This is a genomic window from Streptomyces sp. NPDC006643, assembly GCF_042870175.1.
Classification (GTDB): Bacteria; Actinomycetota; Actinomycetes; order Streptomycetales; family Streptomycetaceae; genus Streptomyces.
Window position 1 is genome coordinate 398,071 of record NZ_JBIAHA010000001.1, and the last position, 22,614, is coordinate 420,684.

Annotated in this window: 20 protein-coding genes, 1 tRNA gene and 1 pseudogene; 15 read left to right on the top strand and 7 right to left on the bottom strand. The window is 71.6% G+C overall.

All coding sequences use genetic code 11. From position 1 onward, the window contains the following. Window positions 1–33: 33 nt before the first annotated feature. A complete protein-coding gene (locus ACFYNU_RS01605; RefSeq protein ID WP_356590281.1) occupies window positions 34–636 on the bottom strand; it encodes a histidine phosphatase family protein in 603 nt (200 codons plus the stop codon). Between the two features lie 232 nt (window positions 637–868). On the opposite strand from ACFYNU_RS01605, the gene ACFYNU_RS01610 reads away from it, so the two are divergent. The 7 genes and pseudogenes from ACFYNU_RS01610 to ACFYNU_RS01640 all read left to right on the top strand — a co-directional run bounded on the left by ACFYNU_RS01610 (window position 869) and on the right by ACFYNU_RS01640 (window position 7,788). Next, a complete protein-coding gene (locus ACFYNU_RS01610) occupies window positions 869–1,912 on the top strand; it encodes a phosphatase PAP2 family protein (RefSeq protein WP_356590279.1) in 1,044 nt (347 codons plus the stop codon). After that, window positions 1,812–3,029 (top strand): hypothetical protein, encoded by a 1,218-nt coding sequence (locus ACFYNU_RS01615; protein WP_356590277.1) that lies wholly within the window; start codon window positions 1,812–1,814, stop codon window positions 3,027–3,029. Before ACFYNU_RS01610 ends, ACFYNU_RS01615 begins: the two co-directional genes overlap by 101 nt. Beyond that, window positions 3,020–4,669, top strand: a complete 1,650-nt coding sequence (locus ACFYNU_RS01620) for a hypothetical protein (protein ID WP_356590275.1) — start codon at window positions 3,020–3,022, stop codon at window positions 4,667–4,669. Before ACFYNU_RS01615 ends, ACFYNU_RS01620 begins: the two co-directional genes overlap by 10 nt. Continuing rightward, on the top strand, window positions 4,666–6,021 hold the full coding sequence (locus tag ACFYNU_RS01625; protein ID WP_356590273.1) for an AAA domain-containing protein: 1,356 nt from the start codon (window positions 4,666–4,668) through the stop codon (window positions 6,019–6,021). Before ACFYNU_RS01620 ends, ACFYNU_RS01625 begins: the two co-directional genes overlap by 4 nt. Before the next feature lie 482 nt (window positions 6,022–6,503). Beyond that, complete coding sequence (locus ACFYNU_RS01630; RefSeq protein WP_356590271.1) at window positions 6,504–6,851, top strand: hypothetical protein; 348 nt, start codon at window positions 6,504–6,506, stop codon at window positions 6,849–6,851. Between the two features lie 128 nt (window positions 6,852–6,979). Beyond that, window positions 6,980–7,724 (top strand): annotated as a pseudogene (locus tag ACFYNU_RS01635) (hypothetical protein). Beyond that, window positions 7,715–7,788, top strand: a tRNA-Lys gene (locus ACFYNU_RS01640). Before ACFYNU_RS01635 ends, ACFYNU_RS01640 begins: the two are co-directional and overlap by 10 nt. A gap of 63 nt (window positions 7,789–7,851) precedes the next feature. On the opposite strand, the gene ACFYNU_RS01645 is transcribed toward ACFYNU_RS01640, so the two are convergent. Beyond that, a complete protein-coding gene (locus ACFYNU_RS01645) occupies window positions 7,852–9,102 on the bottom strand; it encodes a M6 family metalloprotease domain-containing protein (protein ID WP_388764756.1) in 1,251 nt (416 codons plus the stop codon). A gap of 337 nt (window positions 9,103–9,439) precedes the next feature. Here ACFYNU_RS01645 and ACFYNU_RS01650 point away from each other — a divergent pair, with 337 nt between their 5' ends. Continuing rightward, window positions 9,440–11,248, top strand: coding sequence for an EAL domain-containing protein (locus ACFYNU_RS01650; RefSeq protein ID WP_356590267.1), 1,809 nt, complete (start codon window positions 9,440–9,442; stop codon window positions 11,246–11,248). Window positions 11,249–11,388: 140 nt separating this feature from the next. Here the strand turns inward: ACFYNU_RS01650 and ACFYNU_RS01655 are convergent, their stop codons facing one another. The 3 genes from ACFYNU_RS01655 to ACFYNU_RS01665 all read right to left on the bottom strand — a co-directional run bounded on the left by ACFYNU_RS01655 (window position 11,389) and on the right by ACFYNU_RS01665 (window position 14,305). After that, on the bottom strand, window positions 11,389–12,450 hold the full coding sequence (locus ACFYNU_RS01655; RefSeq protein ID WP_356590265.1) for an LLM class flavin-dependent oxidoreductase: 1,062 nt from the start codon (window positions 12,448–12,450) through the stop codon (window positions 11,389–11,391). A gap of 137 nt (window positions 12,451–12,587) precedes the next feature. Next, window positions 12,588–13,307, bottom strand: coding sequence for a decarboxylase (locus ACFYNU_RS01660; protein ID WP_356590263.1), 720 nt, complete (start codon window positions 13,305–13,307; stop codon window positions 12,588–12,590). After that, the gene (locus ACFYNU_RS01665) at window positions 13,304–14,305 is read right to left on the bottom strand and encodes a decarboxylase (protein WP_356590261.1); all 1,002 of its coding nucleotides are present in this window, start codon (window positions 14,303–14,305) and stop codon (window positions 13,304–13,306) included. Before ACFYNU_RS01665 ends, ACFYNU_RS01660 begins: the two co-directional genes overlap by 4 nt. Before the next feature lie 130 nt (window positions 14,306–14,435). On the opposite strand from ACFYNU_RS01665, the gene ACFYNU_RS01670 reads away from it, so the two are divergent. Both ACFYNU_RS01670 and ACFYNU_RS01675 read left to right on the top strand, forming a co-directional pair. Next, window positions 14,436–15,386 (top strand): D-2-hydroxyacid dehydrogenase, encoded by a 951-nt coding sequence (locus ACFYNU_RS01670; protein WP_356590259.1) that lies wholly within the window; start codon window positions 14,436–14,438, stop codon window positions 15,384–15,386. Further along, window positions 15,379–16,788: an amidase gene (locus ACFYNU_RS01675; RefSeq protein WP_356590257.1), complete on the top strand. Its 1,410-nt coding sequence runs from the start codon at window positions 15,379–15,381 to the stop codon at window positions 16,786–16,788. Before ACFYNU_RS01670 ends, ACFYNU_RS01675 begins: the two co-directional genes overlap by 8 nt. 102 nt (window positions 16,789–16,890) lie before the next feature. Here ACFYNU_RS01675 and ACFYNU_RS01680 read toward each other — a convergent pair whose 3' ends face one another. Next, complete coding sequence (locus ACFYNU_RS01680; RefSeq protein WP_356590255.1) at window positions 16,891–17,391, bottom strand: DUF3830 family protein; 501 nt, start codon at window positions 17,389–17,391, stop codon at window positions 16,891–16,893. Between the two features lie 172 nt (window positions 17,392–17,563). On the opposite strand from ACFYNU_RS01680, the gene ehuB reads away from it, so the two are divergent. The 5 genes from ehuB to ACFYNU_RS01705 all read left to right on the top strand — a co-directional run bounded on the left by ehuB (window position 17,564) and on the right by ACFYNU_RS01705 (window position 21,737). Further along, entirely contained in the window at window positions 17,564–18,487 is a 924-nt protein-coding gene (ehuB, locus tag ACFYNU_RS01685; RefSeq protein ID WP_356590253.1) for an ectoine/hydroxyectoine ABC transporter substrate-binding protein EhuB, read from the top strand. Then, a complete protein-coding gene (ehuC, locus tag ACFYNU_RS01690) occupies window positions 18,484–19,236 on the top strand; it encodes an ectoine/hydroxyectoine ABC transporter permease subunit EhuC (RefSeq protein WP_356590251.1) in 753 nt (250 codons plus the stop codon). The genes ehuB and ehuC overlap by 4 nt, the downstream gene beginning before the upstream one ends. Continuing rightward, window positions 19,236–19,886, top strand: coding sequence for an ectoine/hydroxyectoine ABC transporter permease subunit EhuD (ehuD, locus tag ACFYNU_RS01695; RefSeq protein WP_356590249.1), 651 nt, complete (start codon window positions 19,236–19,238; stop codon window positions 19,884–19,886). Before ehuC ends, ehuD begins: the two co-directional genes overlap by 1 nt. Further along, on the top strand, window positions 19,876–20,700 hold the full coding sequence (ehuA, locus tag ACFYNU_RS01700) for an ectoine/hydroxyectoine ABC transporter ATP-binding protein EhuA (RefSeq protein ID WP_356590247.1): 825 nt from the start codon (window positions 19,876–19,878) through the stop codon (window positions 20,698–20,700). Before ehuD ends, ehuA begins: the two co-directional genes overlap by 11 nt. Before the next feature lie 278 nt (window positions 20,701–20,978). After that, window positions 20,979–21,737 (top strand): IclR family transcriptional regulator C-terminal domain-containing protein, encoded by a 759-nt coding sequence (locus tag ACFYNU_RS01705; protein ID WP_356590245.1) that lies wholly within the window; start codon window positions 20,979–20,981, stop codon window positions 21,735–21,737. 176 nt (window positions 21,738–21,913) lie between these two features. Here the strand turns inward: ACFYNU_RS01705 and ACFYNU_RS01710 are convergent, their stop codons facing one another. Next, the gene (locus ACFYNU_RS01710; RefSeq protein ID WP_356590243.1) at window positions 21,914–22,507 is read right to left on the bottom strand and encodes a lytic polysaccharide monooxygenase auxiliary activity family 9 protein; all 594 of its coding nucleotides are present in this window, start codon (window positions 22,505–22,507) and stop codon (window positions 21,914–21,916) included. Window positions 22,508–22,614: the final 107 nt, after the last annotated feature.

The window sequence follows — 22,614 nt, forward strand, 5'->3', positions numbered from 1 at the left end:
CGGGATGGGCGGCCCCGGCCGGCGGGACCGGCACTACCGGCCCGCGAGATGCCCCGTGTCGTTCCAGACGTCGATCGCCGGCGCCCCGTACGCCCAGTCCAGGACCGACAGCGACGTCGGTGCCAGCCGGATCCGGGCCGCGAAGGACACGTCCTCGCCCAGCCAGCGCGCGGCGATGGCGCGCAGGATGTGGCCGTGGGCGAAGACCAGGACGTCGCGGTCGGCCGAGCGCGCCCAGGCCACGACCTCGTCGGCCCGGGCCGCGACCTGCGCCAGGGTCTCGCCGTCGGGGACGCCGTCGCGCCAGATGAACCAGCCGGGGCGCACCGCCTGGATCTCGGCCGGGGTCATGCCCTCGTACGCGCCGTAGTCGAACTCCATCAGCGCGTCCCAGGGCCGCGCCCGGCCACCGCCGAAGCCGGCGAGTTCGCAGGTGTCGCTCGCGCGCAGCAGCGGACTGGTGCGGATCTCCGCGTCGGGCAGGCCCGCCCACGGCTCGCGGTGCAGCCGCTCGCCGAGCAGCTTGGCGCCGCGCCTGCCCTCGTCGAGCAGCGGGACATCCGTCCTGCCGGTGTGCCTGCCGGACAGCGACCACGCCGTCTGACCGTGCCGGGCGAGGAGGACGCGCGGTGCCATGGAATCTCTCCCTGAGGTTCACAACAGGTGCCGCCCCATCATCCCGCACCTGAACGAAGGGCAACCTCCGGGACGATCTCGGCGTCCCCATGTGCAGCCGACGGTCATGGTGCGGAGGTTCCGTGGACGCACGAGGGTTCGTGGGGGACCCCTCGCTTGCGCGCGATCGCCTACACCGTACGGTTGAACGTCGGCGGAAGGCCGCGTTAATTGATGAGGGAGAACGTTCCGGATGCCGCAGACCGCCCGTGCGCGCACCTCCCACCGGCCCCGCTGGTGGGCCGAACTGCTGCTCCTGGCAGTGGTGTACGGGGCGTACTCGGCGGGCCGGCTGCTGGCGCGCGGTGATGTGTCCACGGCCGTCGACCACGGTCTGGCGATCCTCCGAATAGAGAAGGCGTTCTTCCTGAACGCCGAACATCCGCTCAACCGGCTCTTCACCAGCACGCCGGCCATCGGGATACCCGCCGACTTCGCGTACGCCTCGCTGCACTATCTCGTCACACCGGCCGTGCTGATCTGGATCTTCCGCCGCCGCCCCGCGCACTACCGGGCTGCCCGTGCCTGGCTGATGCTCTCCACCCTGCTCGGCCTGATCGGCTTCACCCTGCTGCCGACGTGCCCGCCGCGGCTGCTCGACGCGTCCTACGGATTCGTCGACACGATGGCGCAGTACAGCTCGTACGGCTGGTGGGGCGCCGAGGCGAGCGCGCCGCGCGGTCTCGGCGGGATGACCAACCAGTACGCCGCGATGCCGAGCCTGCACGTCGGCTGGGCCGTGTGGTGCGGAGTGCTGCTGTGGCGGCACGGCAAGTCGCCGCTCCTGCGGGTCCTCGGTGTCGTCTATCCGCTGGTCACGGTGATCGTGGTGATGGGGACGGCGAACCACTACTTCCTCGACGCGGTCGCCGGCGTGGCCGTGATGGGGGCGGGCGCCCTGCTGACGGCTCCCGCGCTGCGCGCCGCCGACCGGGGCTGGACGCGGGCGGCCGACCGGTACGCGTTCGTGGCCGGGTTCGCGCGGCTGCCCGCGCCGGGGGACCGGTCCGTCACGACCGTGAAGGATTCCGCGGCGCGGGCGGCCACGACGGCCTCGGCCTCAACGGCGTCGGCGACTTCGGTCAACTCCCCGGTCAAACCTCCGATTGTCAGTGACGGATGCGAGACTTCGGCGGGTGAGCGATTCCCCGGGCAGCGCACCCGCACCAACAGCAGCACCCGCACCGCCGGCGGCACCGGAGCCGCGGCCGACGACGCTGCGGCAGCGGCTCGCTGAGCTGCGCGGACCGGACGTCGCGCCGCATCCGCTGGACGCCCGCGCGCTGGCCGCCCTCGCCGCCAATCCCGGCTGCGGGCGCCGTGCGCTGCTGGACGGCGCCGGGGTCGACAAGACGGCGCTCGCGGCGGCGCTCGGCTCACCCGCGCCGTTCGGGCAGTCGCAGTTCGCGTTCATGCGCGGGAACGCCTTCGAGGCGCGGGTGAAGGCCGACGGCGGTACGGAGCTGATGCGGCTGCTGTACGAGCGCATGGGCGCCGGATCGCCGCCGCCGGTGCCCGGAGAGGTGCTGGTCCCCGATCTGTCGGCGGCCGGTCCCGAGGGGCGCGTCGCGCGTACGGCGCTGGCGCTGCGGGAGGCGACCGGCGCGGACGGTCCGCCCGGGACCTGGACGCTGCTCGTGCACCCGCTGGTCGCGCTGGAGGTGGCGGGCTCGCCCGCGTATCTGGAGCCGGACGCGGTGGTGGTGGGCCCGGACGGCCGGTGGTCGGTCGTGGAGATCAAGTCGTTCCCGATGATCGACAGTTCGGCCGACCCCGCGAAGGTGGGCGCCGCCGCGCGCCAGGCGGCCGTGTACGTACTGGCCCTGGAGCGGGTCGCCGCGCGGGTGACCGGCGCCCGGGTGGACCACTCGGTGCTGCTGGTGTGCCCCAGGGACTTCTCCAACCTGCCTACCGCCTCGGTCGTGGACGTACGCAAGCAACTGTCCGTGACCCGGCGGCAGCTGACCAGGCTCACCCGGATCGAGGATCTGGCCGCCGCCCTGCCCGAGGGCATCAGCTTCGATCTGGAGCGGTGCTCACCGGCGGAGCTGACGGCGGCCGTCGACTCGGTGGCGGCGGCGTACGCGCCGGAGTGCCTGGCCGCCTGCGAGCTGGCCTTCCACTGCCGGGGCCGGGCGCGCTCGGCGGGGGCCGTGGAGGCGCTGGGGCGGGGTGTACGGGGCGAGTTGGGCGGCCTGACGACGGTCGGCGCGGTGCTGGCGGCGGCGCGCGGCGAGAGCGCGCCGGGGACGGCCGACGACGATCCGACGGTGGTGGCGCTGCGCAGGGCCGCCGCGCTGCGCGCCGAGGCGCTGCGGCCTCTTACGGAAGGCGCGGTCGCCGGATGTCGCTGATCAGCACCCTCGCCCGGCTGGAGGCGGTGGAGAGCGGGCGCGCGCAGCCGCTGGCCACGGTGCGCCACCGGCGGCTGTCGGACCGCCCGCTGGTGTTCGTGCCGCTCACGACGGCCGGTGAGGCCGGTGCCCCGCTCGGCGCGCTGGTCGGCACCGACCGTGACTCGCCCCGGCTGCTGACCGTGGCGCAGCCGCGCGACCGCGATCTGCGGTTCGCCTTCCTCGCCGACCTGGCGGAGACGCTGCTGCCGCATCTGGACGCGTACGCGGACGACGTGGAGCCCGCCGAGCGGAACGAGACCGACCCGGAGACGGGCAAGCGCGTCAAGGTCGAGGTCGATCTGTGCGTGGACGCGCCTCAGTTGATCGTGCCGAACCGGCCGGGGATCGACTTCGTACGGCTGCTGGGGCGTTCGATGCGGTTCCGGCGTACGGCGGAGCAGGACCCGGACACGCCGTATCCGGCGCCCGCGCGGGTGCCGCTGCTGGGGCGCTGGCTGACGCACTACGGGGAGCGGGCGCGGGTGCCGGGGTCGTCGCTGCTGCTGGCGGCGACCGATCTGCTGAACAGGCACTGGGCGACGGGACAGTCGAATCTGGAGGACCAGCATCTGGGGGCGCTGCTGGCCTGGATCGACCCGCCGGACGGGGGTTCGGGCCGGGACGCCGCGCTGCGCGCGGAGACGGAGCGGGACGGACGCGGGCAGTTGCGGTGCCCGCCCGCCGGTCCGGCGACGGACCCGGCGTTCGACAACAGGCTGCTGGCCCCGGCGATCGACGAGTACGACCGGGCGCGTCAGTTTCTCGGGGCCGCCGTGGACGGCCTCGGCGCGGACGAGCAGCTGGGCCGGCTGACCAGGGCCGAGCGGGAGATCAGGGCGCTGCTGGAGAGCCAGTCGCGGCCGACGTGGGACGCGGTGTGGCGGGGGCTCGATCTGCTGCGGGAGCTGCCGGAGGGGGCGCGGGTCGCCGACCGGTGGACGCGCGACCGCTGGTCGTTCACGGGTCACCGGGACCGGGTGCGGTCCGGGGAGCCGCCGCAGCCCCGGCACGACGACGCGGTGACGGCCGCGCAGAAGCTGGCCTCGCGGGAGACGGCGCAGCAGCAGTTGGAGGCGCAGGAGGCGCTGGACGACCCGCTGGTGCTGGCGGGGCGCCGGCTGGCGGGCGAGGCGTTCATCGGGGAGGTGACGGACGTGGTGATGGCGTACAGCGAGAGCAAACGGCCGAGCCCGCGTCCGCTGGTCACGCTGTACAGCGAGGACCGGCCGCAGCTCGGTGAGCGTACGAAGGTCTACCGCTCGCTGGACGGCAAGCCGCAGTCGGCGGAGTTCGTGGGCTGGGAGCGGGACGGGGACGGCACGCTGGTGGTGCGGCTGACGGACCGGATGGGCCGTGGCAGGGAACCGGCCGAGGGGTCGCTCCCGGAGAAGGGCGACGTGATCGCCTGGACCCTGTTCGAACACGACCAGCGGGGCGGCCCGAAGCTGCCCTCCACGGAGGAGACGCCGTGGACGCACGGGGGGCCGCCGGGGTCGGAGGGACCGGGTGCCGGGGCCGGTGGCGGCGACGGGGCCGCACCGCCGCCCCCGCCGCCCCTTCCGCTGCCCGACCGGGTCACCGAGGAGGACTTCCTGTGATCGCCACCACCGTGTCCGACCGGGCCGGTTTCGACCCGGGCGCCGAGGCCGCGCGCGCCACCGACGCGATCCTGCACGACACGCTGTACGGCGCGTACCGGGGCGTGGTCGTCGACTCGCCGCCCGGCGCCGGCAAGTCGACGCTCGTGGTCCGGGCGGCGCTCGAACTGGCCACGGCGGGGCGGCCGTTGATGGTTGTCGCGCAGACCAACGCGCAGGTGGACGATCTGGTCACGCGGCTCGCCGAGAAGGCCCCCGACCTGCCGGTGGGCCGGCTGCACAGCAACGACCCTGATCCGTACGACCCGTCGCTCAACGAGCTGCCCTCCGTACGGAAGTCGGCGAAGGCGGCCGATCTCGCGGGCCTGGACGTGGTCGTCTCGACGGCGGCCAAGTGGGCGCATGTGCAGGGCGTGGAGCCGTGGCGGCACGCGATCGTGGACGAGGCGTACCAGATGCGCTCGGACGCGCTGCTCGCCGTCGCCGGGCTCTTCGAGCGGGCGCTGTTCGTGGGCGACCCGGGCCAGTTGGACCCGTTCAGCGTGGTCGGCGCCGACCAGTGGGCGGGTCTGTCGTACGACCCGTCGGCGAGCGCGGTCACCACGCTCCTCGCGCACAATCCCGAACTGCCGCAGCACCGGCTCCCGGTGTCGTGGCGGCTGCCGGCGTCGGCGGCGCCGCTGGTGTCGGACGCGTTCTACCCGTACACGCCGTTCCGCAGCGGTACGGGCCCGGCGGACCGCCGGCTCACCCTCGCCGTCCCGTCCGACGGCTCGGGCCCGGACCGCGTGGTGGACGAGGCGGCGGCCTCCGGCTGGGGCCTGCTGGAGCTGCCGGCGCGGCGTACGCCCCGTACGGACCCCGAGGCGGTACGGGCCGTGGCCCTGGTCGTCCGCCGGCTGCTGGACCGGGGCGGCGCGACGACCGGCGAGCGCGGCCCGGACCCGACGCCGCTGACGGCCGACCGCGTCGCGGTCGGCACGGCGCACCGCGACCAGGCGGCGGCGATCCGCGCGGCGCTCGCGGAGCTGGGGGTGACGGGCGTGGCGGTGGACACGGCGAACCGGCTCCAGGGCCGCGAGTTCGACGTCACGGTCGTCCTGCACCCGCTGTCGGGCCGCCCGGACGCGACGGCGTTCCACCTGGAGACGGGCCGCCTGTGCGTGCTCACCTCCCGCCACCGCCACGCCTGCATCGTGGTCTGCCGCGCGGGCGTCCCGGAACTGCTGGACGAACACCCGTCGACGGAACCGGTCCAACTGGGAGTCACGATCAAGTTCCCCGACGGCTGGGAGGCGAACCACGCGGTGCTCTCCCACCTCGCGGAACACCGCGTGCCCTGGACACCGTGAGCCACCGGACACCTCACACGAGGCCAACCCCCGCACCCCACCCGCCGGACGGAGTCCGGCACGCCGCCGGAAGCGGCCGAAAGACACAGCCCCGACGGCTGGGAGGCGAACCACGCGGTGCTCTCCCACCTCGCGGAACACCGCGTGCCCTGGACACCGTGAGCCACCGGACACCTCACACGAGGCCAACCCCCGCACCCCACCCGCCGGACGGAGTCCGGCACGCCGCCGGAGGCGGCCGAAAGACACAGCCCGGACGGCTGGGAGGCGAACCACGCGGTGCTGTCCCACCTCGCGGAGCACCGCGTGCCCTGGACACCGTGAGCCACCGGACACCGCGTGACCTGGACGCCCTGAGCCACCGGACACCGCGTGACCTGGACGCCCTGAGGCCCCCTTGCGCGGGGCGGGACAATGGACGGTGGCCGAAGCCGTACGTATGCCGGCGCGGACGCCCGCACCAGGAGCAGTAGGAGGACCACATGGCGGAATCCGAGTCCAGTCAGCGACGGCTGCGGCCCGCCCCGCTGCTGTTCGAGCCGTCGGAGGCAGCCGCCGATCCGGAGCACTTCTTCGACCTGGAGTCCATCGACGACCCGGGCGCGCTGCTGGACCGGGCCACCGAGCTGACGCTCGCCTTCCGGGCGGCGACCGACCGGGCCGTGGAGTTCCAGGCCGTCGCCGCCGCGCAGCTCGCCGACCCGCGGCGGTTCGACCGGCTGACGGCCGCCGACATCGCCGAACGGGCGGAGTGGACGGAGGACTACGCCAAGAAGATGGTGGAGTTCGGCCGCGATCTGCTGCGGAACGGGCGCACGCCCGGGGAGTGACGGCCGCGTCATCCCGGCCACCCACCTGGCATATGCCGACGCGCAGGTTACGCCCTCCCGCACCACCCTGTCCCGGTTTCCGACAACTCCCCGGAACGAGACGGTTACTCCAGGTAGACGTAGGTGTCATGAGCGCATGGCTGCGAGATGAATCCCCTCTGAGCCCGGGAGCTTGCGACGACGAGCGCCGGACCGACATCTTCAACTACCTCCGCGAGGAGGGCCACCACCACACCGCACAGGTCACCGCGGCCGGTGCCGGATGGCTCGCCTCCGCCGGGTCGTACCCCCGCTCCACGCTCTCCCTGTGGGAGGCCAGGCCGACCGCGCCCGGTGTGCTGCCCTGCGGCGGTGTCTTCGACGTCGTGAACGTGCCCGCGATCTTCGGCAGGCGCATGCTCGACCGTCTGTGGTCCGAGGGTCCGGGCTCCGGTCCCGTCGCCACGCACCGGGGGCGGATGTTGCTGTTCGCGGCGCCCGGCACCGCCCAGCGGCTGCCGTCGCTGCTGTCCTGGGAGGAGTGGGGGCGCTCGGCCCCGGAAGGCGCGGCGCCCGCCGTTCCGCCGCTGCTCTGCCATGGTTCGGGCGACGCGGTGACCGTCCCGTCGCTGGTGCCCGGCGCCGGTCAGGCGCCGCGCTGGGTGGTGGCCCCCGACACCCGTCATCCGTGGCTGCCGGGCCCCGAGGTGCTGCTGTGGGCGTGCGTACGGGCGAGCCGCCCCCTGGTGCGGACGGCGGCCACCCGGCCCCGCACCGGCGCGGTGACGAGCCTGCCGGGCTCCCGCCCCTGAGCTGCGCGGGGGGCCTGTCATATCGATTTTTCTTCGCACCGATCCTGGTGCTAAAGTCAACGACGTCAGCAGGCGCCGCTAGCTCAGTTGGTTAGAGCAGCTGACTCTTAATCAGCGGGTCCGGGGTTCGAGTCCCTGGCGGCGCACAGACAGAGAAAGCCCCTCGCGGAAGCGGGGGGTTTTCTCGTGCGGCCCCGCCGCCCCCGCCGTCACACCCCCGTCGTGACCTTCACCGTCCACGCCCCCGTCCGTGTGCGGTCCGCCACCTCCACCTTCGTCCCCGTCCCCTCCCCCGGCACCGTGAACGCCTCCCCGATTCCCAGCGGCGCGTCCGCCAGCGGCGGGTAGACCGACTGGTCCCAGCACGCCTCGCTGTCCGGATGGGTGTCCACCACGTCGATGGGCCCGCCGCCCGACTCCGCCTCGCCGCGCACCCGGTAGATCAGCACGCCCTCGGTACAGGTGGTCGCGTCGTTCCCGGTCGAGCCGCGCGCCTCGATCGCCAGGGCCGAGTGCTCGCTCGTCCTGACGACGGCGAGCCGGGTCCCGGCGCTCGCGCCGGCCGGGGGCGCGGCGTCCAGCGGTTCCAGGGTGAGCATGCTGGTGCCCGTGGGCTTCACACAGCTCACCTGCCGCCGCTCCAGCCAGCCCAGCTTCCACTTGTGCCAGCCGAACAGGTCGGGCGCCAGGCCGAATTGACTGCCCATCACGTCCCAGTCGCCGACGTGGGTGTCCCAGTCGCCCTTGCCGTCGGTCGGCCGGTGGTAGAGGTCGGGCAGGTCGAAGACGTGCCCGGTCTCGTGGGCCAGCACGTTGCGGTCGGGCGGGTGCCGTTCGAAGACGGTGACGACGCGCTTGATGTCCGTACCGTCCGCGCTCATGGGGTGATCGAAGTTGACCACTTTCGTCGCGTCGGAGTCCACGCCGGGCGCGTCCGGGTCGGCGACCAGATAGACGACGTCGTACCGCGAGAAGTCGATCACCGGATCGGCGACCGTCAGCGCGTCCCGCAGGTAGGCCGTGCGCATCGCCGGATCCCAGTCGCGCTTTATGGCGTAGTCCGTGGAGCCGCGCGGCATCTCGATCCACTGGAGCCGCGGGTGCGGGCGCAGGGCGAACTTTCCGTACGAGGCCCGCTCGAAGAATCTGCTGGTCGCCGGGAAGTGGTCGGCCACCAGCTCGGCGGGCCCGATGCGCGGCGTCGCGTCCGGGAAGGACAGGAAGACCATGACCGCGTCCAGGGTCCTGGCCGGGCGCGGGTAGGAGGCGTTCCAGGTGTCGAGGCCGAGCGAGTGGTGCGCGGTGGTACGCGGCAGGGCGCACGGCCCGGCGGAGCCGGCGGCCACGGCGGGGCCCGCCACCAGTGAAGTGGCGGCGACCGCGACGAGTGAGGTGAAGGCCGCCGCGGTACTGCGCAGGCGCGGCCGTCCCACTCCCCCGGGTGTCGGGCGACGCTCCACGTGGACCTCCGGCTGAGGAATGCGGGACAGCTCACCCACCTTGTGCTGTTTTGAGGCGATACGCCCTGTTCCAGTGGCCCAGTTGGGTGAGTGCGCCGACACCCCCGACGGATCACGGAAAGTCACAATCGATCAGCCCTGAAACATGGGGAGACATCCCGCGCCGCAGCCGAGCAGAAACGATCGTCCGCCGTCCCGGCGTCCACGGCGTACGCCCGGGTTCACCACCGGGGAGCTGGAACGGCCTACCGGCCAGCCTCTATGATCGGCACACTTTCTGCGCCGAACTTCGCGAATCACACCCCTGTACGACACCACTGCACCGCGGGAGCCAGCCGTGAGCGGAATCTCCGAAGGGCCGCGATCCGCGGCAGTCGCGGCACCCGATCCCACCACGCCGTCCGTCACGGAACGTGATGCTCTGGGCAGCGTGCAGCGCGACTGTCGCGCCGCCTTCAATGCCGCCCAGTTCCCCATGGCCGTCGTGGACCGCCGAGGCACGGTCGTCACCGCCAACGACGCCCTCGCCGAGCTGGTCGGCACCGACCGCGCGGCCCTGCGCGACCGCGCCGCCGCCGATCTGGTCGACCTCGCCTCCGACGAGCGGACCTGGTACGCGTACCACGAGGTGCTGCGCGGCCGGCGCTCCCGCTTCCGCTGCACCCGTCGCCTCAAACACCCCGACGGCCGCGCACTGTGGGCCGAGGTCAGCGTCGCGCCCCTGCCCGACGGCGGCAGCGTCCTGCTCTCCGTCACGGACATCAGTGAGCGGCGCGAACTCCAGGCCAGGCTCCGCCATCTCCAGATGCACGACCCGGTGACCCGGCTGCCCAACCGCACGCTCTTCTTCGAGCGTCTGTCGACCGCACTGGAATCGTCGTACGACCATGGCAGAACAGGGCGGATCGGGCTCTGCTATCTGGACCTGGACGGGTTCAAGGCCGTCAACGACACGCTCGGACACCGGGTCGGCGACCGGCTGCTCGCCGCCGTCGCGGGCCGGCTCACCGAGTGCGCCGACAACGACCCGCACCGCCACGGCGGCAGTCATCTCGTCGCGCGCCTCGGCGGCGACGAGTTCGCGATCCTGGTCGAGGACTCGGCCGGTACGGAACAGCTCGCCGACCTCGCCCGCGCCGTACTCGCCGCGCTCCAGCTCCCCTTCGACCTGGCCGGCCAGCGGCTGTCGGTCTCGGCGTCGATCGGCGTGGTCGAACGGGCCGCCGATGGCACCACCCCCACCGGGCTGATGCAGGTCGCCGACACCACGCTGTACTGGGCGAAGGCGGACGGCAAGGCGCGCTGGACCCTCTTCGACCCGGAGCGCAACGCGCACCGGATGACCCGTCAGGCGCTCTCGTCCACACTGCGCCCGGCGGTCGAGCGCGAGGAGTTCGTGCTCCAGTACCAGCCGCTGGTGGGCATGGCCGACGGCGCCGTCCACGGGGTGGAGGCGCTGGTGCGCTGGAACCACCCGCAGTTCGGCATCCTCGCGCCCAACCGCTTCATCGGGATCGCCGAGGAGGACGGTTCGATCGTCCAGCTCGGGCGCTGGGTGCTGCGTACGGCCTGTCTCCAGGCCCGCCAGTGGCACCGGGACCATCCGGCGGACCGGCCGCTGTTCGTGAGCGTCAACGTCGCCGTACGGCAGGTGTGGGACTCCGACCTGGTGGCCGATGTGGCGGCGATCCTGGCCGAGACGGGGCTCGCGCCGCATCTGCTGCAACTGGAGCTGACCGAGTCCGCGGTGATGGGCTCGGCGGGCCGGCCGCTCCAGGCGCTCCAGGCGCTGAGCGACATGGGTGTGCGGATCGCCATCGACGACTTCGGGACGGGCTACTCGAACCTGGCGTATCTGAGCCGGCTGCCCGTCTCCGTACTGAAGCTGGACGGGTCCTTCGTACGGGGCTTCCGTTACGACGAAGGTGTGCACCCCAATCCGGCGGACGAGACGATCGTGGAGACCCTGGTGCATCTCGCGCACCGGCTGGGTCTCACCGTCACGGCGGAGTGCGTGGAGACGGCGGGGCAGGCGGCGCGGCTGCGCCGGATCGGGTGCGACACCGGGCAGGGCTGGCTGTACTCGCGGGCGGTGGCGCCGGAGCGGATCGCGGAGATGATCGGGGTCGGCCCGCTGAAGGCCTGACCCCGGTCACCACGGACGAAGGCCCGGATCGGCACGGACGAAGGCCCGGATCGGCACGGCGGAGGGCCCGGCCCCGGGCGCCTCCGCGGTCAGACGGGGGCGCGCGCCCGCGGGTCCCGCGCCGCCGGGCCCCGCGTCCGTCAGGCGGGCAGCCCGTACGCGTCGGCGATCAGACCGTAGCTGCGCAGCCTGGCCTCGCCGCCGTGGGCGTTGGCGGTGATCATCAACTCGTCGGCGCCGGTGCGCTTCTGGAGGTCGTCGAGGCCGGTTCGGACGGCGTCCGGCGTGCCGTGGACGATGTTCGTCAGCCAGCCGTCGACGAAGTCACGCTCCTGCGGGCTGAAGCTGTACGCCTCCGCCTCCTCGGGCGTCGGGACCAGCCCGGGGCGCCCGGTGCGCAGCCGCAGCATCGACAGCGCGCCGGTCAGGACCTGGCGGCGGGCCTCGTTCTCGTCGTCGGCGGCCAGGGCGGCGACGCCGATCACCGCGTACGGGGCGTCGAGCACGGCGGACGGCCGGAAGGACTCCCGGTACAGCTCCAGCGCGGGGATGGTGTTCTGCGCGGAGAAGTGGTGCGCGAAGGCGAAGGGCAGCCCGAGCGTGGCGGCGAGCCGGGCGCTGAAGCCGGAGGAGCCGAGGAGCCAGAGCGGCGGCCGGGCGGCGGGGCCCTGGACGGGGCCGGGGACGGCGTGGATCCGGGAGTACGGGTGCCCGTTGGGGAAGTCGTCGTCCAGGAAGCGGGTGAGTTCCGCGAGCTGCTGCGGGAAGTCGTCGGCGCCCTCGTTCAGCCGGTCGGTGCGGCGCAGCGCGGCGGCGGTGGCCCCGTCGGTGCCGGGCGCCCGCCCCAGCCCGAGGTCGACCCGGCCGGGGGCCATGGCCTCCAGGGTGCCGAACTGCTCGGCGATGACGAGCGGCGCGTGGTTGGGCAGCATCACGCCGCCCGAACCGAGCCGGATGCGCTCGGTGTGGGCGGCGAGATGGGCCAGGATCACGGCGGGCGACGAGGAAGCGACACCGGGCATCGAGTGGTGCTCGGCGACCCAGTGCCGGTGGTAGCCCCGGCGCTCGCCGAGCTTGGCGATCTCCACGCTGGTCCGCAGGGACTCGCGCGCGGTGCTGCCGCTACCGACGGTGACCAGATCCAGCACGGACAGCGGCACGGGCGCGCTGCCCAGCGCCGTACCTCGAATTGCGTCAACCACCGGTGCGGCCTTCCTTCTGAGCGGGAGATGAGTACAGCCCGGCTCAACAGGAGGATGACTCCGCTTTATTCCCGGGGCCGGCCTGCGGGCCGGCCCCGGTCACCCGGTCCGGGGGTGCCCCGCACCCCTCGGTCGCGTCAGTCGCGGCTCGCGAACAGCGTCCCCAGCTTCGGGGCCCACGCGCGGCGCTCCACCAGCCGCAGGCCCTCCCAGACCGTCACCTGGTTCGCGGTGAGGACCGGTTTGCCCAGGGCCTCCTCCAGCTCCGGCAGAAACGCCACGGTGTGCAGCGCCGTGTCGGGGAGGAGGACCACCTCCGCGTCCGGGTGGTCGCCCTCGCGGGCCAGGGCCAGGACCTCGTCCCGGCCCCACGTACCGACCTCGGCCGCGGTGATGATGCCGCTGCCGCGTGTGGAGACCACCTCGATGCCCGCCGCCTTCAGGAACGCGGCGAAGTAACCGGCCACATCGTCCGGATAGGTCGCGGCGACCGCGACCCGGGTCGCGCCCAGCGCCTGCACGGCGTGCGCGAAGGCGAAGGACGTGCTCGAAGCCGGCAGCCCCGCCTCCAGCGCCAGCTTGCGGGCCTGCTCGTGCGCGCCGTCCCAGCCGTACACGAAGCTGCCGCTCGTGCACGCCCAGACCACGGACTCGGCGCCCGCCATCCGCAGCTCCTCGACGCCGTCCGCCAGCCGGTGCGCCGCGCCCATTTCCAGGAGCGCGTCGACCCGGTGGGCGTCCTCGCCGATGTCGGTGTGGACGAGGGGCAGTCTGATGTCGCTGTCGAAGAGCATCTCCAGACGGGGGTAGTCGTCCTCGGCGGAGTGGCCGGGGTAGAGAAGTCCGACGGTCGTCATGTCCACCCTTCCTGTTCCTCGGTCGGAGTGTCCGGCTGGGAGGGCTGTGCCCACTCACCGGGCTGGACCGGCTGGGCGTCCTGCATGTGCTGGACCGTTTCCATCCGTCCCATCTCCGCGATACCGGGGATGTCGCTGATCTCGGAGATCTCGTTGAACTGCGCGATCTCTCCGAGGGGGACCTCCGGGACCGGAATCCCGGAGATTCCCGAGATCTCGGGAATCTCTCCCATCTCTTCCAGCGTAGGCACGCGGCGGGCCGGAGGCGGGTCGAGCAGCAGACCCTGGTACGGGCCGACCGCGTGCGCCCCGATTCTGCGCAGGGCCGCCCACATCGTGACCTGGTTCGCCGACAGCACCGGCATCCTCAGCTCGGCCTCCAACTGTGGGATCGCGTCGTATGTCGGCAGGTTCGTACAGCTGATGAACAGCGCGTCGGCCGCGCCGACGACGGCCCGCCGCGCCATGTCCACGACCGACCGGTACGGCACCTTCCAGATGTGCCGGGTCAGCCCCAGAAAGGCGCGACCCGTGACGGTTACCCCGGCCTCCGCCAGGTAGTCCTCCAGCGACTCGGTGACCGACTCCGTATAGGGGGTGACCAGCGCGATCCGTTTCGCGCCCAGCTCTTCGAGCGCTTCGAGCAGCGCGCCCGACGTGGTGAGCGAGGGCACCTCGCCCGCCGTGTTCATCGCCTCGCACATGGCCCGCTCGCCGACGACACCGCCGACGAAGCTGCCCGACGTGCAGGCGTACGCGATCACCTCTGGTTCGGACGCCCCAAGGGCCCTCACCGCCTCTCCGAGGGTCTCGTGCTCACTCACCAGCCGGGCGAGGTCCAGCGACACCTCGACGGGGACATAGGGGGTCCTCGTCAGGCGCAGCGAGATCTCGTCGGGCATCCATCGCCAGAGTTCGCGGTCGAGAGCAAAATCGAAAGGGGCGACCACGCCGACACCACGCTGCGGCTGTGGTCCACCCAGAAAGGAGACATCCATCGCACGGCCCCCTTTGGCTGTTGTTGACGACGGTAGGAGGTGAATGCGAGCGTGGTCAATCCGCACAGGAAATACGTTGCACCGAATTTTCCTCGGGGAAATCCCCGCCCCGCTCCGAAGGGCTCTCCCGATGGCTGAACCGACTCTTCTCGTCCTGGGTGCCGACCCGCCGCCGCGCCTCGGCCGGCTGACCGGCCGGGCCCGGATCCGGTACGCCGACGACTCCACCCTCGCTGCTCAACTCCCCCTGGCCGACGTCTTGTTGGCGTGGGACTTCACCTCGGACGCGATCCGGCTCGCCTGGCCGGGCGACGGCCCGCGGCCGGCCTGGGTGCACACGGCGAGCGCCGGGGTGGACCGGCTGCTGTGTCCCGAGTTGATCAACTCCGAAACATTGGTGACCAACGCCCGCGGCATCTTCGAGGAGCCCATTGCCGAATACGTGGCGAGTCTTGTACTTGCCATGGCCAAGGACCTGCCGGGAACTCTCGAACTCCAGCGGCAACGGCGCTGGCGTCACCGTGAGGGACTACGTGTCGCCGAGAGTCGCGCGACGGTCGTCGGCGCGGGTCCGATCGGCCGGGCCATCGCCGAGACGCTGAAGGCGCTCGGGGTGACGGTCGCGGTCACCGGCCGCACGGCGCGCCCGGGGATCCACGGCGCCGACCAGCTCGACCGGCTGCTGATCCGCTCCGACTGGGTGATCTGCGCCGCGCCGCTCACGGAGAGCACCCGCGGCATGTTCGACGCGCGCCTCTTCGGACTGATGCAGCCGTCCGCCCGCTTCATCAATGTCGGCCGCGGCCAGCTCGTGGACGAGAACGCGCTGGTGGAGGCCGTGTCCAAGCGGTGGATCGCGGGCGCGGCCCTCGATGTCTTCGAGTCGGAGCCGCTCGATCCGGAGAGCCGGCTGTGGGACGTGCCCGGTCTGATCGTGTCGCCGCACATGAGCGGTGACACCGTGGGCTGGCGGGACCGGCTGGGCGAGCAGTTCGTCGGTCTTTACGACATTTGGGCGTCCGGAGAGCCGTTGCCTAACGTGGTGGACAAGAAACGTGGGTACGTCCCCATGCATGACTGAGTCCATGTTCCTCACCGATCTCACCGCCCGACAGCTGCTGGCCGGTTACGAGAAGGGCGACTTCTCACCGGTCGACGTGGTGCGCGCCACGCTGGACCGGATCGAGGCGGTCGAACCGCTCGTCAACGCCTTCGTCCGGGTCGACGCCGACGAGGCGCTGGCCGCCGCCGAGGCGTCCACCACCCGATGGCGCGGCAAGAAGCCGCAGGGGCTCCTCGACGGCGTCCCCGTCTCGGTGAAGGACATCTTCCTCCAGCGCGGCGGGCCGACCCTGCGTGGTTCGCGGACCGTCGACCCGGCCGGCCGCTGGACCGAGGACGCGCCCGCCGTGGCCCGGCTGCGCGAGAACGGCGCGGTCCTGATCGGCAAGACGACGACCCCGGAGTTCGGCTGGAAGGGCGTGACGGACTCCCCGCTGAGCGGGGTGACCCGTAATCCGTACGACCTGTCCAGGACGGCCGGCGGATCGAGCGGCGGCAGCGCGGCGGCGGTCGCGCTCGGCGCGGGTCCGCTGTCGATCGGCACGGACGGCGGCGGCTCCGTCCGGATCCCGGCGTCCTTCTGCGGGATCTTCGCGCTCAAACCCACCTACGGGCGCATCCCGCTCTATCCGTCGAGTCCGTTCGGCACGCTGGCGCACGCCGGCCCGATGACACGGGACGCCGCCGACGCGGCGCTGCTGCTCGACGTCATCAGCGGCCCCGACTGGCGCGACTGGTCGCAGCTCGCCCCCGCGCCCGGCCTGCGCGCCGGTCTCGGGGAGGGCGTGACGGGACTGCGGATCGGGTATTCGCCATCGTTCGGCGGCCAGGTCGCGGTGCGGCCGGACGTCGCGGCGGCGGTACGGCGCGGGGTGGGGCGGCTCGCCGAGCTGGGCGCGTACATCGAGGAGGCCGACCCCGACATCTCGGACCCGGTCGAGGCGTTCCACACCCTGTGGTTCACCGGCGCCGCGCGGGTGACACAGCCGCTCGGCGACGAGCAGCGCGCGCTGCTCGACCCGGGGCTGCGGGAGGTCGTGGCGGCCGGGTCGGAGGCGAGCGCGCTGGACTATCTGGCGGCGGTGGACGCGCGGATGGAGCTGGGCCGGCGGCTCGGGCGGTTCCACGAGACGTACGACCTGCTGGTCACACCCACCCTGCCGATCACCGCCTTCGAGGCGGGCGTGGAGGTGCCGAAGGACTCGGGGCACCGGCGCTGGACCGGCTGGACCCCGTTCACCTATCCCTTCAACCTGACGCAGCAGCCCGCGGCGACCGTGCCGTGCGGGGTGGACGCGGACGGGCTGCCGATCGGACTCCAGCTGATCGGCGCCCGCCACGCGGACGCGCTGGTGATGCGGGCGGCACACGCGCTGTACGAGTCGGGAGCGGCGTCGCTCCCGGCCCCCACCGGCGCGTAGCTCCCGGCGAGGCGGGCCGTGGCCGGCGGGCCCCGCTGGGCCCGCCTCCGGCCGGCGCCTACACCCGCGCCCCAACCCGCGACCAGCCCCGCCCAGCCCCGCTCAGACCCGCCGGAAGTTGAGCGTCTCGCCGGTCGCGCCCGCGCGCCACAGGTCCTGGCACGCCTCCGCCATCTCCGGCAGCCCGTCCACGACCGAGCCCCACACGATGCCGGGGATCCACCCCGTGTCGCCGTTGATCAGCAGGTTGTTGCGCTCGTAGAACAGCGCGAGGTCGACGACGGTACGGCGGCCCCGGTGGGCGGCCTGGTCCTCGTACCCGTACGACGTGGTGCCGAGCACCGTGTCGGAGAAGGTGAAATAGCACAGATCGCCGGGGATGGGGGTGACCGTCGGGTTCTCCAGCGGCGGCTCCTCGGCCGCGAACCCGGGCATCAGCGCGTAGATCTCGTTGCGCGCGTACTTGGCGTGATAGACGTCACCGCCCAGCGGCAGCGCGTCCCACACCGCGGCGCAGGTGATCGGGGCCAGTTCGTCGAGGAGCTTGGCGGTGCAGCGTACGCCGCGCTTGTCCAGGGACACTTCGATGAAGCGGTCGCTCATGGTTCTCGCGCCCTTCTCGTCGGTTCGGATGCAGCCTGTGTCCGGCCATGAATACCCGCCCCGGCCGAGCGAATGCCGGGCCGGGCGGACCCGCCCCGCCGCGGGTAACGATAGGCATATCGGTCCGAAAATGATCCGCATACCCTCGAACGTTTCGGGTAGCCGCGCGCCTATGGCTCCACTAAAGGGGAACAACACACGAAGCACGGGAAGCGGGCTCCGGCGCCGTTCGCTGCTCGCCGGTGCCGCGGCACTCGGCGTCGCGGGCGCGGTCGGAGCCACCAGCGGATGCAGCCGCGTGGCCACCGCCGACGCCGGGGACGGGGGGACCCTCCTGGACCAGCTGCGCGCCAAGGGGACGGTGCGCCTCGGGCTGGCGGGTGAGCAGCCGTACAGCTACATCGGCAAGGACGGTGAGATGACGGGCTCGGCCCCGGCCATCGCCAGCCGAATCTTCAAGGAGCTGGGCGTGGACAGCGTCCAGCCCTTCGCCACCGAGTTCGGCTCGCTGATCACGGGACTGAACTCGCTCCAGTTCGATGTGGTGGCCGCCGGGATGTACATCAACCCGGAACGCTGCGAGCAGGTCATCTTCGCGGACCCCGAGTACCAGATGCTCGACGCGTTCATCGTGCCGAAGGGCAACCCGAAGAACCTGAACAGCTACAAGGACATCGCCGAGGCGGGCGCCAGGATGGCGACCGGTGTCGGTTACGCGGAGATCGGCTACGCGGAGGAGGCCGGGGTCAAGGACATCACGACCCTGCCCGACCAGCTGGCCGGACTGCTCGCCGTCGAGCAGGGCCGTGTCGATGTCTTCGCCGGCACGGCGGTGACGGTGTTCAACGTGATCAAGGAGACCGAGAGCACCAAGGCCGAGGCCACCAAAGAGGTCACGCCGATCGTGGACGGCAAGCCCGTCATCGACGTCGGCGGCTTCGCCTTCCGCTCACCGGAGACCAACCTCCGCGACTCCTTCAACCGTGAGCTGCACAAGCTCAAGAAGAGCGGCGAACTCCTGGAGATCATGCGGCCCTTCGGCTTCACGAAGGACCAGATGACGACCATCACGGCCAAGGAGAAGTGCGCGCCATGAGCGAAATCACCTGGGGTCTGTGGGAGATACTCCTCAAGGGCGTGTGGATCACCGTCCAGCTGACCGTCTTCAGCGCCGCGCTGGCCGCCGTGGTCGCCCTGGTCGTCGGGCTCGCCCGCTCCCACCGGCTGTGGATCGTGCGCTTCATATCCGGGGCCTACTTCGAGATATTCCGCGGCACGTCCGCGCTGATCCTGATGTTCTGGATCTTCTTCGTGCTCCCGCTGGGCTTCGGCTGGCAGCTCGTCCCGCTGTGGGCGGCGACGCTGGCGCTCGGGCTCACCTACGGGGCGTACGGCTCCGAGGTCGTCCGGGGCGCGGTGCAGGCCGTGGCTCCCGCGCAGCGCGAGGCGGGGATCGCGCTGAGCTTCACGCCCGCGCAGCAGCTGCGGAAGATCATCCTGCCGCAGGCCTGGCCGGAGATGATCCCGCCGTTCAACAACCTGCTGATCGAACTGCTCAAGGGCACGGCACTGGTCTCCATCATGGGCGTGGCCGACATCGCCTTCGGTGCGTCGCTGGTGCGTAACGCGACAGGTCAGAGCGCGCCCGTCTACACGATCATCCTGCTGATGTACTTCGTCCTCGCCTTCGTGCTCACGCGCGGTATGCGCGTCCTGGAGCGGCAGGCGAAGGCCGGGATCGGACAGCGCCCCGAGAAGACGTCGTGGTGGCCCGGACGCAAGGCCGAGGTCCCCCAGCAGCAGCAGCCGGACGCCGCCGTGGCGACCGCGGGAGGTGAGCGCTGATGCAGTGGAACTGGTCCGCGGTCGGCGACTTCATGCCGATGTTCTGGGACGGCCTGCTCGTCACACTCCAGGCACTGTTCCTGGGCGCGCTGCTCGCCTTCGCGCTCGGTCTCGTCTGGGCGATGGCCCAGCGATCCAGCCTGGCGGTGGTGCGCTGGCCGGTGAACGTCATCACCGAGTTCGTCCGCAACACCCCGCTGCTCGTGCAGCTGTTCTTCCTCTACTACGTGCTCCCCGAGTGGGGCATCACGCTCAGCGCCATGGTCACCGGTGTGGTCGGCCTGGGCCTGCACTACTCGACGTACACCGCCGAGGTCTACCGCGCCGGTATCGACGGCGTCCCGGCCGGCCAGTGGGAGGCGGCCAAGGCGCTCAATCTGCCGAGGTCGCGCACCTGGGGTGCGGTGATCCTCCCGCAGGCGATCCGCCGCGTCGTGCCCGCGCTGGGCAACTACGTCATCGCGATGCTGAAGGACACTCCGATGCTGTTCGTCATCGGAGTGCTGGAAATGCTCGGCGAGGCACGGCAGTTCGCCTCCGAGACCTTCCTGACGGTCGAGGTCTTCACCGTCGTCGGTGTGGCCTTCATCGTCATCTCCTATCCGGCATCCCTTCTCATGCGAGCATTGGAGCGTCGCCTTGTCCGCTGACAGCACACCCGCCAACACCTCGAAGGAAACGGCCAATCCCGCCGCCGACGGCAGCGAGCTGATCCGCTTCGACAAGGTCACCAAGCGGTTCGGGACCAACACGGTCCTGGACTCACTGGACTTCACGGTCAACTCCGGCAAGCACGTGACGCTGATCGGCGCCTCCGGATCGGGCAAGACGACGATCCTCAGACTCCTGATGACGCTGATCAGGCCGGAGGAGGGCACCATCAAGGTGGCCGGCGACTACCTCACGCACGAGGAGAAGGACGGCAGGCTCGTCCCCGCCGGCGAGCGCCATGTCCGTGAGGTGCGCAAGAACATCGGCATGGTGTTCCAGCAGTTCAACCTCTTCCCGAACATGAAGGTGCTGCGGAACGTCACCGAGGCACCCGTGCATGTGCTCGGTCTGTCCACGGACGAGGCCGACGAGCGGGCGCGCGGGCTGCTCGACCTGGTGGGGCTCGGGGACCGCTGCGACGCGTATCCGAGCCAGCTCTCGGGCGGGCAGCAGCAGCGGGTGGCGATAGCGCGGGCCCTCGCGATGCGACCGCAGGTCCTGCTCCTGGACGAGGTGACGTCGGCGCTCGACCCGGAGTTGGTCGCCGGCGTTCTGGACGTACTGAGGGACATCGCCCGGACGACGGACATCACGATGCTCTGCGTGACGCACGAGATGAACTTCGCGCGCGACATATCCGACGACGTACTGATGTTCGACGCCGGGCGGGTCATCGAGTCGGGACCGCCGGAGAAGATGTTCAGCGACCCGGAGCACGAGCGCACCAGGGAGTTCCTGAGCGCGGTGCTGTAGGCATCCGTCGCGTCCGCCAACAGGCGTACGCCCGGCGCGTTCACGCAGGCGGCGGCCTCGCCGAATTCGGGGGAACCCGGTCCTTCCCAGCGGACCGGGTTCCCCCGTTTCCGGGTCCGGCCACTCGGATGGTTGTGCCGCTGGCATATGCCTAGGCGATACGCCCCAGCTAGAGCCGCCGGACGGGCCGCCCTTCTGGTCAACAGCCGCCCCGGAAGGGGGTCTTGACGGCTATCGTGGTAGGGAAGCTTGCGGTCACAACCTGCTAGGGGGAAACCGTGGCGCTGAAGCCAGAGCCGACCGCGCCGTTCCACTCGGTGCAATACGTCCTGCGCGTCCTCGAAACGGTTTCCAGGCACGCCGGTGGCGTGATGGATGTCCAGATCGCCCGCGAGACGGGGCTGCCGACCGGCCATCTCGCCCCGCTGCTGGCTATGTTGCGGCGCGAGGGCTATGTGGAGCAGGTGACGGACGGCGCGTATGTCATAGGCGACTCGCTGGTCCTGCTCGGTTCCGGCACCACCCGCGAGGAGGCCCTGGAGTCCAAACTCCAGGACACGCTGGGCGAGTTGCGCGACTCGGTCGGCGCGGCCGTCTACATCAGCCGGTACATCGACGGCGAGGTCAAGATCACTCAGTACGCCGACGGGCCCGACGCGCCCGCCGTCAACGAGTGGGTGGACTTCCGCTCGGCGGCGCACGCCAGCGCGGTCGGCAAATGCCTGCTGACCCAGCTCGACCAGAACAGCCGCCGGGACCATCTCTCCCGCCACAAGATCGCGCGGCTCACCTCACGGACCATCACCAACGAGCGCGTGCTGTTCTCGAAGCTGGACAGCCAGCCGGCGACGGTGCCGATCCTGGACCTCCAGGAGTACGCGGTGGGCACGGTCTGCGCGGCGGTCCCGCTGACGGCGGGTTCGGCGGTCGGCTGTCTCGCGCTGTCGATGCCGATCGAGCACGCGCACCGGCTGCGCTCGGCGGCGGACACCCTCAACCGGGGCGCGGCGCCGGTGGTGCTCTCGCTGGCCATCTGACCGAGACCGGCCGCCGTACGGGGGGTGCGGCACACACCCCGCGTACGACGGCCCGGCCCGTCAGCGATGAAGCAGACCCTCGCCGGTCACATGCTGATGGAACTGCGTCGTGCGGTACTGCGTCATGCGATACCGCCTCGTGCGGTACTGCGTCGTGCGGAACTGATCGGGACTGATCAGAACTTGACGTCCGAGCAGGCGTAGAACGCGTTGGTGGTGTCCGCGACGTTCCAGACGGCCAGGACGATGTGCTTGCCCGTCTTCCCGGCGGGCATCGAGCCCTGGTGGACGAGCGTGGCCGGCGGCTGCTGGTTGCCGTACGGCACGGTCATGAACGGCTGCGGGTCGAGGGCCGCGCGGGTGAGCGGCTTGGTCGGGTCCCATCCGTTCTTGGTGATGTAGTAGCGGAAGTCGGACGTGGAGTGCCGGGCGGTGAACTGCCAGCGGAAGCTGTAGGACTGTCCGGCGGTGACGTTGGTGGCGGGCCAGTTGCCGCCGCGCGGGTCGTCGAGCTGCGCGAAGCCGCCGTTGCCGCCCGCGCAGATCTTGCCGTCGGCGGGACCCGCGCCGGGGAAGCCCTTGGGCCCCTCGACGCTCTGCGGCTCCCACTGGATGCTTCCGCACCCGGTGACGGTGCCGGCCTGGCACAGCTTCTGACGGCTGATCGGTGAGTCGGTGTAACCGTGGCTGTTCGCGCTGCCGGTGGCGAGCAGGGACACGCCCGCCACCGCGAGACCGAGTACGGCGGCGCTGATTCTCTTCTTTCGCATGCTCTCGCTCCTGGGGACCGTGGAGTGTTCGGTGAGCTGTGCTGCACGCGTGCGGTGGTGCGGTGACTCCTGACTGCGCAATCAGGTCTAGACCAAGTCCCACAGTA

Bases quoted from the DNA above. Each gene is read 5' to 3' on its own strand.
- ACFYNU_RS01605 (WP_356590281.1), bottom strand. From the start codon at position 636: ATGGCACCGCGCGTCCTCCTCGCCCGGCACGGTCAGACGGCGTGGTCG.
- ACFYNU_RS01610 (WP_356590279.1), top strand. From the start codon at position 869: ATGCCGCAGACCGCCCGTGCGCGCACCTCCCACCGGCCCCGCTGGTGG.
- ACFYNU_RS01620 (WP_356590275.1), top strand. From the start codon at position 3,020: ATGTCGCTGATCAGCACCCTCGCCCGGCTGGAGGCGGTGGAGAGCGGG.
- ACFYNU_RS01630 (WP_356590271.1), top strand. From the start codon at position 6,504: ATGGCGGAATCCGAGTCCAGTCAGCGACGGCTGCGGCCCGCCCCGCTG.
- ACFYNU_RS01660 (WP_356590263.1), bottom strand. From the start codon at position 13,307: ATGACGACCGTCGGACTTCTCTACCCCGGCCACTCCGCCGAGGACGAC.
- ACFYNU_RS01665 (WP_356590261.1), bottom strand. From the start codon at position 14,305: ATGGATGTCTCCTTTCTGGGTGGACCACAGCCGCAGCGTGGTGTCGGC.
- ACFYNU_RS01670 (WP_356590259.1), top strand. From the start codon at position 14,436: ATGGCTGAACCGACTCTTCTCGTCCTGGGTGCCGACCCGCCGCCGCGC.
- ACFYNU_RS01675 (WP_356590257.1), top strand. From the start codon at position 15,379: ATGACTGAGTCCATGTTCCTCACCGATCTCACCGCCCGACAGCTGCTG.
- ACFYNU_RS01680 (WP_356590255.1), bottom strand. From the start codon at position 17,391: ATGAGCGACCGCTTCATCGAAGTGTCCCTGGACAAGCGCGGCGTACGC.
- ehuB (WP_356590253.1), top strand. From the start codon at position 17,564: ATGGCTCCACTAAAGGGGAACAACACACGAAGCACGGGAAGCGGGCTC.
- ehuC (WP_356590251.1), top strand. From the start codon at position 18,484: ATGAGCGAAATCACCTGGGGTCTGTGGGAGATACTCCTCAAGGGCGTG.
- ehuD (WP_356590249.1), top strand. From the start codon at position 19,236: ATGCAGTGGAACTGGTCCGCGGTCGGCGACTTCATGCCGATGTTCTGG.
- ACFYNU_RS01710 (WP_356590243.1), bottom strand. From the start codon at position 22,507: ATGCGAAAGAAGAGAATCAGCGCCGCCGTACTCGGTCTCGCGGTGGCG.